General features: G+C 62.3%; 7 protein-coding genes. All 7 read left to right on the top strand.

From position 1 onward, the window contains the following. Nucleotides 1-756 (top strand): copper homeostasis protein CutC (locus BQ7388_RS11220; RefSeq protein WP_234946970.1); only part of this gene is annotated, 756 nt, incomplete at its 5' end. A 663-nt stretch (nt 757-1419) separates the two neighbouring features. Then, on the top strand, nt 1420-4179 hold the full coding sequence (locus tag BQ7388_RS11225; RefSeq protein WP_072500698.1) for an InlB B-repeat-containing protein: 2760 nt from the start codon (nt 1420-1422) through the stop codon (nt 4177-4179). Between the two features lie 15 nt (nt 4180-4194). After that, nucleotides 4195-5613: an InlB B-repeat-containing protein gene (locus BQ7388_RS11230; RefSeq protein WP_072500699.1), complete on the top strand. Its 1419-nt coding sequence runs from the start codon at nt 4195-4197 to the stop codon at nt 5611-5613. Then, nucleotides 5613-6257, top strand: a complete 645-nt coding sequence (gene lepB / locus BQ7388_RS11235; protein WP_072500702.1) for a signal peptidase I — start codon at nt 5613-5615, stop codon at nt 6255-6257. Before BQ7388_RS11230 ends, lepB begins: the two co-directional genes overlap by 1 nt. A gap of 61 nt (nt 6258-6318) precedes the next feature. Then, nucleotides 6319-7416: a DUF7601 domain-containing protein gene (locus BQ7388_RS11240; protein ID WP_072500700.1), complete on the top strand. Its 1098-nt coding sequence runs from the start codon at nt 6319-6321 to the stop codon at nt 7414-7416. Further along, nucleotides 7417-8349, top strand: a complete 933-nt coding sequence (gene srtB / locus BQ7388_RS11245) for a class B sortase (RefSeq protein ID WP_009278546.1) — start codon at nt 7417-7419, stop codon at nt 8347-8349. It begins immediately after the preceding gene. Next, nucleotides 8346-9089: a hypothetical protein gene (locus tag BQ7388_RS11250; protein WP_072500701.1), complete on the top strand. Its 744-nt coding sequence runs from the start codon at nt 8346-8348 to the stop codon at nt 9087-9089. The genes srtB and BQ7388_RS11250 overlap by 4 nt, the downstream gene beginning before the upstream one ends. Nucleotides 9090-9172 lie beyond the last annotated feature (83 nt).

Consider the following 9172-nt stretch of genomic DNA (forward strand, 5'->3'; position numbering starts at 1 on the left):
AGAGGGGCTGTTGCTGCCATGATCGAGGTCTGCTGCGGGAGCGCGTCGGACGCCCTTGCCGCCTGGCGCGGGGGCGCGCGGCGCATCGAGCTCAACTCGGCCCTCGAGCTGGGTGGGCTCACCCCCAGCGTGGCCAGCCTGAGGCTGGTGAGGGAATCCACGGGCCTCGAGGTCGTGGTGATGGCACGGCCACGAGGCGGGGGCTTCTGCTATGGGGGGCTTGAGTGGCGGCAGCTCCTGGACGAGGCCACGATGCTGCTCGAGGAGGGGGCGGACGGCATCGCTTTCGGGGCGCTGGACGCGCCGCGTCACCTTGACGAGGCGAGAACGGCGCAGATGGTGTCCCTGGTGCACTCGTATGGGGCGACGGTAGTCTTTCACAGGGCCTTCGACCTGGTGGACGAGCCACTTGCCGCGGCCCGGCTGCTGGTTGGGCTGGGCGTGGACCGCCTGCTCACCAGCGGGCAGAGGCACACGGCCTGGGAGGGGCGCGAGCTGATTCGCGAGCTTCAGGTGCAGCTGGGAGACGAGCTGCAGATACTGCCCGGGTCCGGCGTCAATGCGGGGAACGCGCGGGAGTTGAGGGAGTTCACGGGCGTGGGGCAGCTGCACTCCTCCTGCCGAGCGCTGGTCGATGATGCCGCCGCCTCGGGTCGCGACGTGAGCTTCGCCGTGCAGGGGGACGCCGACGTCGCACGTCGCTACCAGGTGAGCGAGGAGCTGGTTCGGGCGCTGGTCGCGACCGAGACGACATAGCCGAAGATTGCTCCGACGTCGGCTTCCTCGCCTCTCCGCTGCTTCGCTCCTCTGCCTCTTTGCCTTTTTGCCTCACCCCTCTCACCCTGCGTTCTCTATGCATTTCTCTGACTTTTTCTGACAAAAGCCCAGGTAGATTTCTGCCGAGTTCAGGAGAAGGCATAGAGAACGCAGGCAGGTTCAGGAGAAGGCATAGAGAACGGCCGCCAACGACGCTGGGTCAGGGATCGGCATAGAGAACGCTTGCTGGGACGGGGGCGCGGGGCCGTGTTCGGGTCCGGCATGCGGCGCGCAAACGATCCGTGGCATGCGCGCCACTCTCGCTTGACCTGGCCTCTTGTGACGTGGCGTGCAGTTCATGCGTCGTTTGCGCATGACGCAGGTGCGCAGACGACTTTCTGGGCCAGTCATACGGCCAAGTCCTGACTCGCGTTGCGAAGTCAATGAATATTATTCTTATAATATTTTGTCAAAGGTAAGCAGCGTAAATGCTACTATTTAAGTGACCATTACTATGAGTTTGAGAAAAAATGCAGCAAAACCGCGGTTCGTATGGCTAATATGGGAGTGTCTATAAAGTCCCTTAAAGGGTTCGCGTAGAGCATATTGTAATGATCGTATACCGTCTGCCACAGCATATACGCAGACGCTTGGACGGTGGATATGGTTTCGAACAAGAGGGCTCCCGGGCTTCTTGCCGCGGTCATCATCGCCTGCCTCGTGGCGGCGCTGGGCTTCGGCCGCCATGTCTCGACGCTCGCAAGTGCGGAGGAGACCGGCACACACACGCTTGGCACCACCATGGACGACGGGACCGTCGTCACCATCGAGGCCCAGGCAGACGTGCTGCCGCAGGGAACCACCGTCGAGGCGCGGCTTGTTGACGACCAGAAGGTCATCGACGCCGTGAACGGCAAGCTCCAGGACGGCGGCAACAGCGCCACGTCCATCAAGGCGATCGACGTCACCCTGCGCGATTCCAATGGCAACGAGGTCCAGCCCAACGGAAGCGTGAAGGTGACCTTCTCGAAGACTGGCATGCAGAACGATGGCGTCCTGGTGTACCACGTGACCGACGCGGCCGGTTCGGCCAATGCGATTGACGCGACAGATGTGAACGACACGACAGCCTCGGCCGGTGCGATTGACGCGACCAGTGCAGCCGATACGGCTGCCACGGACCAAGGAAATGACCGAGGCGAGAGTACCGCGCCCGCGAGTCCGCAGAGCGAGGGCCAGCAGCGCGAGAGCACCGAGGATCCCGCTCCCACGGGTTCGACTGTTGGACCCACGGCCGAGGCACCCCTAAAGGTCGAGGAGGTCAAGACCATCAAGGCCGACGCTGACGAGCAGGTCTTCGAGGCGAACCACTTCTCGATCTATGCGATTGTGGACACGGGCGACGTCGCGCGTCTCGAGGTGAGGTTCCATAAGGCGGATTCCGATGACGTCACGTCCATTCTGGTCAAGAAGACCGATGACGTGGACTCCGTCGTGTACGATCCGGGCGCGGGCACGGTGCCGCAGGGCAAGAGCTTCCGCGGCTGGACGACGGATGCCAACTACACGAAGGACACGGCGCCCCAGACCATCGCTGACGTGCGTTCGCTTGCGACCAGTGCACTCGCGAGCGAGACCTTCAAAGACGGTGACACCTTAGATTTGTATCCCATCGTCCTCAAGTCCATCAGCGTCTCGTACCTCGACGAGCACAACGTGTCGCTTGGCTCCACGACGACCTACCTCGACCGCAATGAGGACTCCCTCTCTTATACCGTCAACATGGCGTACACGCCGGCAAGCTCCTCTCAGAACTTCGAAGGCTGGGACGTGAGCTCCGGAAGTACGTACATCGCGGACTATACGCCGGGTGCCTGCTATCCAAACGGTTCGCCGCTCACGTTGACCGGCGATGTGGTGTTCTCTGTCAATGCCCCCGAAGGTCACTGGCTCGTCTTTGACGAGAACGGCAAGGATGCCACCTACAACGCACCCCAGTTCGTGAAGAGCGGCGAGCCAACCCAGGAACCGGGCATCGCACCCAAGCGTGCCGGCTACACCTTTTCCGGTTGGTACACGGACAAGGACTGCACTCCCGGAAACGAGTTCCACTTCGGTAGCTCCATCGAGGACAACACGACCATCTATGCCAAGTGGGACCACAGCGACACGGCCGACTACACCGTGGTCGTGTGGAAGCAGAACGTGGCGGGAAATGGCTATGACTTCAGCAAGTACATCATGCTCAACGGAAGCGTGGGCAGTGTCATCGACACGGTCGTGCAGAGGGGTAGCGGCAACGCGGCATACGCGACAATCGATGGCAACCCCGAAACCTATGCCGGCTTTCATTTGGACCACTTCGACCAGGGCGTCAGGATAACGCCCGAGGGCACCGCGGTTCTCAACGTGTACTACGACCGCACGGAGTACACCCTGTCGTTCCAAGCTCCCGTCGACACCTACAGTCCGACCTTCGGCGCCTACGGCGAGCAGTACGGCTATGTGAACGGCAGCTATGTCCCTCTGACCTACGATTATTACCCCTACTACGGCTATATCTGGACATACACGGAAGGCGGCAACACCTACCGCTACACCGGCCAGCGCTATGTCCGCCAGAAGAGCATCCAGACGGTCAAGACCATCACGGCCCTGTACGGGCAGGACATCTCGCAGAACTTCCCCATTGTTGGGAATGACGGGACGAGCTATGACGGATACGCTTGGACGCCACGGAACAGTCAGGTGTTCACGACGGGCGACGTTCACTCGCTCGAAATCATGCCGGCCGAGAACACGACCTTAAGGCTCCGTGGCTACGGTGCGGGCCACATGAATCACCTGTACTACTACACCGAGGTGGCTCCCGGCGAGACGGGCGACGTTACCTATCGGGGCAAGCAGTACAACCAGCACCTGCACCTGCAGATTGCGAGCCGAGTGACCTTGCACTCCACAAAGTCGGAGGACTTCCACGACATTGCTGGATTCACCCAGCTCACGTCCGACCCGTCCTTCGGCAGCAGCGATAAAGTGTCCCTCAACGTGTCGAACGGCTACTCGATACGCTTCTACTACTCCCGTAACACCTACAACGTCCAGTACATGGATGGCGTGTACGTGGATAGCAACAACATCGTGCTCGAGAACATCAGTCACACGTTGCTGAGAGTCACGGACTCCATGTCTTACGGTGACGACCTCAGCTCCTACAACGCGGGTGGAAGCAACTATTACCAGCCCACTCCTGCCCATGCGGGCTACTCGTTTGCTGGGTGGTACCTGGACGAGCGGTGCACGCGCCCCTACACCTTCAGCACGATGCCTGAGAACGGCGTTACCGTCTATGCCAAGTGGGTCAGGAACCGCTATCGTGTCTTCCTTCATCCCAACGCGGGAACGGACAACACGCTCGACTAGGGTTCTGACGTCCCCATGACCTCGCTCATCACATACGGTGAAAAGGTGTCGCTGCCTACGGGCATCCGCGAGGGCTACGACTTCGTGGGCTGGTATACGGACCCCGGCTGCACCCAGGTGTTCAGTGCGGATACGTTGCTCAGCGATGCCGTGACCATCCCCTACGACAAGAACGTCGACATGACCGACCCCATGGACAAGTGGGGCAATGGCGCGACGACCAACGAGGACGTCGACAGTCCCTGGGTCATGCGCAAGCTCGACCTGTATGCCAAGTGGCGCAAGACTTTGACGGGCGCCAACGGCATCGGGGTCACATACGACAGCAACGGCGGCGAGAATGCTCCCAGCGACACCATGCTCTACCTCGATAATTCCATGGCCGTCGCCGGTGCAGCGTCGACGGCACCCGCCGGCAAGCTGTTCATGTACTGGGTCATCCAGACGTGGGACGAGGGCCAGGGTAGGTATGTCGACGTGACGGACGTGTCTGGCACAAAGCAGACGGTGTTCCCCGGCGACACGTTCACGGTGCTCAAGGACAACGCGAGAGTCACTGAAAACGATGACAACACCCCAGAGCATCCCAGCTACACCTATACCGTGCAGCTGCGTGCTGAGTACGGCGACAAGGGCAGTCCTTCGACGGTAAAGACCATCTTTGACGCCAACGGCGGAAGCTTCAGCGAGGGAACCAAAATCAAGGGTGTGACCAACCTCAACGACAGAATTACCGTCCCCGCCGCCCCGACGCGTACGGGCTACGACTTCGTAGGCTGGGGCGCCTCTGCCGATTCGACTGCTTTCGCGGTTGCGTCCGATCCCAAGCTCGCATCCGAAAAGGGCTATGCCGCTGATAATCTCTCTGGTCTGGCGTGGGACGCGGGGCAGGATGCCAACGTTCTCTATGCAGTGTGGGAGCCAAGGCCGGTCGAGTTAATTGTTCAAAAGGAGATTGAGGGCAAGCAGGCTGACCTCACCAAGAAGTTCGACTTTGTGGTCAGCGTTACCCACGACGGCAAGACATATTCTGCCAATGCACAACTGAGCAATGGCGAAGCCGGCAAGTTCGCAAAGCTTGCTGATTCGAATGGGCTTACCTATGACCTCCGTTACGGAGACGAGGTGACTGTTAAGGAAGCGGAGGCGCCTGGCTATACGGCTAGGTGGACTATCCAGGATGTCACTGCTGGAGACGGAATAATCTGCAGTTACAAGTTGACGGAATCTAATGTAACGGTGAACAACACTTCGGATAACACAATTACCTCGAAGGTCACTTTCACCAACACCAAGAATCCGATTCCCGTCACCGGCATCGCTGCGGCGACGCTGGGCCGGGCCTCTCTCCCCCTGGCACTTGGCGTTGGCGGGGCGATCGCCATCGCCGGAGTGATCGTCACCCGTCGCAGGAATGCCGGGTGGGGTGCGTGATGCCGAGGCACTACGCACAGAGTCCCCTCCCAGGCGAGGAGGCGCACCTGCGACGCGAGCCCACGACGCAGGGCGCGGCTGCCACCGTTGCCGCGCAGCTTGCGGAAGATGCCGATGCCTCCACGTCCGACGCCGGGTCCGAGCCTCAGGCGCCCCTGATCGCAGAGCTCGTCCTCCTGGTGCTCAAGCTGGCCTTCGTCCTGGGCTTCGTGGCCATGGTGTTCCTCTTCCTCTTTGGCCTGTTCCAGGCCCCGGACCAGAGCATGAGCCCAGCCCTCAAGGAGGGCGACCTGATCGTGTACTACCGCCTGCAGAAGGACTACTCCGCAGGCGACCTCATAGTGGTCAACGACGAGGGCAAGAAGGAGGTCCGCCGTGTCATAGCCGTGGCTGGTGACAAGGTCGAGTTCTCTGAGGACGGGCTGGTCCTCAACGGGTACCGCCAGGCGGAGGACGGCATCTACACCCAGACGCTGCCGTTCTCGGCCGGAATCACGTACCCGGTGACGGTGGGCGAGGGACAGGTCTTCGTCATGGGAGACAACCGCCCCGAGTCGAAGGACAGCAGGATCTACGGCCTGGTGGACATCGACACGGGCACCGAGGGCGAGGTAATGACGGTCGTCAGGAGGAGGAACTTCTAGCGGCCGCGTACATAGCAAGGGTAGGATGCGTCTAGCAGGCGCGAACAGAAGGGATTTGAACATGAGGATGCAAAGCAAGCTTGCGGCAGTGGCCCTGACGGCCGCTCTCGCGCTCGGAGGGATCACGCCCGCGCTGGCGGCGGAGCCTGGCTATGGCGTCGGCGGGGATGCGGCGGGCAAGGTCATCAGCGGCGGGAACGTCTCTATCACCAAGGTGCTGAAGACCAACGAGGGGTCGCACGTCAAGGCCAAGTTCACCTTCAAGGTCGAGGGCGTTACGGTGGACACGGGCAACGGCGGCAGCTCGGAGTCGACCGACGGGCTCATCCCCACGATCGGCGACATCACGCTCGAGGCCACTGGTGATGGCGCAGACAAGTCCCAGGCGCAGGCCGTCACCCTTCCGACCTACACCCACGCTGGCGTCTATGCCTACCTGATCAGCGAGAATGCCACCAAGGCGGAAGACATCACCAACACCGACGGCGCCAGTGGCACGATGGTGGACAGCACCGACAAGTACCTCATGCGCGTCTACGTGGAGAACGGGAACTCTGGCGTCGCCGTCAAGAGCGTGACCTTCGAGAAGAATCCCACCACCAGCGCGGTTGGCACGAAGGTTTCCCAGGGCAATGTAAAGTTCGAAAACACCTTCACCGAGAAGACCACCCCAGACACTCCGGGCCAACCTTCCAAGAATGCCGTAAAGGTCACCAAGAACGTCACGGGCGGCTCTGGCGACCACAACAAGGATTGGAACTTCACGGTCAAGTTCACCGCGCCCACGAACGTTCCTGCCGGCTGGAGCGTGGGTCAGATCACCGCCAGTGGCGTCGGGGGCATCCAGAACGCCGACGGCACCGTCACCTTCAAGCTGAAGCATGGCCAGACCGTCACCTTTGACAACGTGGTCATCGGCACCAAGTACAGCGTGGAGGAGTCCGAGGCCAACAAGGACGGCTACACTACCACGGGCGTCTTCGCAGAGGCGAAGGCTGTTGCCGATGACGCTGCCAACGGCGTCACCGTCACCAACAACAAGGAGTCCGTCACCCCCACGGGCATCGTCCTCAACAACCTGCCCTTCGTCCTGATGGGCGGCGTGGCCGTGGCCGGCGTCGTGCTCTATGGCGCAGCCAAGAGGAAGCTCGAGCGCTAGATGAATCGTCAACTGCCCCGTCGGCTGGCCCTTGGTGCCATCCGACTCACAAACTGGCTGGTCGACGGGGTGGTTCTCTCCGTACTGATGCTCATCGTCTGCTTCACGGCCTACGCGGTGCTCGACAACAACCGCGTGGTCGAGCAGGCGGACCGCGAGCAGTTCGAGTCCTACCGCCCCAGCTCCAACGACGACCCCAGCTTCGAGGAGCTCGAGGCCAGGAACCCCGACGTGCTGGGCTGGCTCACGCTCTATGGCACGGGGATCGACTACCCCCTGGTGCAGGGCAAGGACAACGACCAGTACCTCAACGTCAACCCCATGGGGGAGTTTGCCCTCTCGGGCTCGCTCTTCCTGGACTATCGCAGCCCAAAGGACTTCTCCGCGCCCAGCACCATCGTCTTTGGACACCATATGGAGAACTCCCTCATGTTTGGCGACCTGGACCGCTTCGGGGACGGCGAGTACTTCAACCGGCACCGCCATGGCAACATCTACTACGGGGGTGCTAACCACGGCGTCGAGGTATGCGCCTACCTGCTCGTAGACGCGTACGACGAGGTCGTGTACAGCACATCGGTGGGGAGCTCTCCCTCGACAGAGGAGTTCCTTGCCTACCTCAAGTCCCATGCGGGTCAGTGGGTGGATGGGGCGCTGACTCCGGACGACCACATGCTCGTCCTTTCCACCTGCGGGTCTGGTACCAACGACCGGCACATCGTGGTGGCGAAGGTCGTCGACCAGACCTTCCAGAACGACTTCACGGAGGAGTCCGTCGACCGCACGCTCGCGGGCACGGTGGGCAAGGGGCTCGCGCTCTGGGCGAAGATCGGCCTGGGACTTTTGGTGTTCCTGCTGCTGGCCTGGGTGGTTGGCGCCCCCTCGCGGGGACGCAAGGGGAGCCGAGGCGCAAGGAAGGGTGATCGCTCGTGAGGAAGAACGCTACGGACCCGACGCGGGGCCTCTCTCGCTCCATGCTTGCGCTTGCCTCCTGCCTGCTGGCGCTCGTGGCCTCCCTGCTGCCCGTGCGTGTGGCCTTGGCCAAGGGGCCGCTTTCGATTGACGTGGCGCAGAGCTTCGTGGTGACGGGCCGGGTACCCGAAGGCGTCGACGGGACGTTCGAGTACGAGCTGGCTGCCGTCGACGGCGCGCCCCTGCCCGCGGATGCGGACGGCGGAAGGTACGGCTTCGCGCTCACGGGCGACGCGACCCAGTCGATCGCGCTTTCTGCCACGGGCTCCGCCGCTCCGGAAAGGATTGCCTTCGACCACGTGGGCGAGTACTCCTACAGACTGAGCTGCCTGGGCGTCGCTGGTTCCAGTTCCGCCGAGGGCCTGAGCGTGGACAATGGCACGTACGACATCCGCGTGAGCGTCCAGAGCGACCCCGGTTCCGCCTCAGGTCTGCGCATCGGCTGGGTCGAGGTCAGGGACTCCAAGGGAGAGAAGACCGACGCCATCGCCTATCGTCACAGCTTTGCGGGGGCGGTGGAGCCAGGCCAGCCGGGCCGGCCGGGGGAGAAGGAGCCCGAGGGTCCGACCGTCCTGGGGCTCAGGCTGCCCAAGACCGGCGACGCCAGCTGGGGCATGATCAAGCTGAGCGCTGCCATCTGCGTCGTGGGCGTGGTCGCGCTGGTCGTGGGCTTGCGCGGACGGCGCGACAGGCGCCGGTAGGGAGGCTTCTCTCCGCTGGCATCTCTCGCCTTTCCGGAGTCATCCCCCTGCGTCTCCCCGTCCCCCCCCCTCCCCCCTCCCCC

The organism is Olsenella phocaeensis, assembly GCF_900120385.1.
GTDB classification, from domain to species: domain Bacteria; phylum Actinomycetota; class Coriobacteriia; order Coriobacteriales; family Atopobiaceae; genus Olsenella_I; species Olsenella_I phocaeensis.

What these genes read in the sequence shown, in the direction of transcription:
- BQ7388_RS11230 (WP_072500699.1), top strand. Translation starts at nt 4,195, where the DNA reads ATGACCTCGCTCATCACATACGGTGAAAAGGTGTCGCTGCCTACGGGC.
- BQ7388_RS11225 (WP_072500698.1), top strand. Translation starts at nt 1,420, where the DNA reads ATGGTTTCGAACAAGAGGGCTCCCGGGCTTCTTGCCGCGGTCATCATC.
- srtB (WP_009278546.1), top strand. Translation starts at nt 7,417, where the DNA reads ATGAATCGTCAACTGCCCCGTCGGCTGGCCCTTGGTGCCATCCGACTC.
- BQ7388_RS11240 (WP_072500700.1), top strand. Translation starts at nt 6,319, where the DNA reads ATGAGGATGCAAAGCAAGCTTGCGGCAGTGGCCCTGACGGCCGCTCTC.
- lepB (WP_072500702.1), top strand. Translation starts at nt 5,613, where the DNA reads ATGCCGAGGCACTACGCACAGAGTCCCCTCCCAGGCGAGGAGGCGCAC.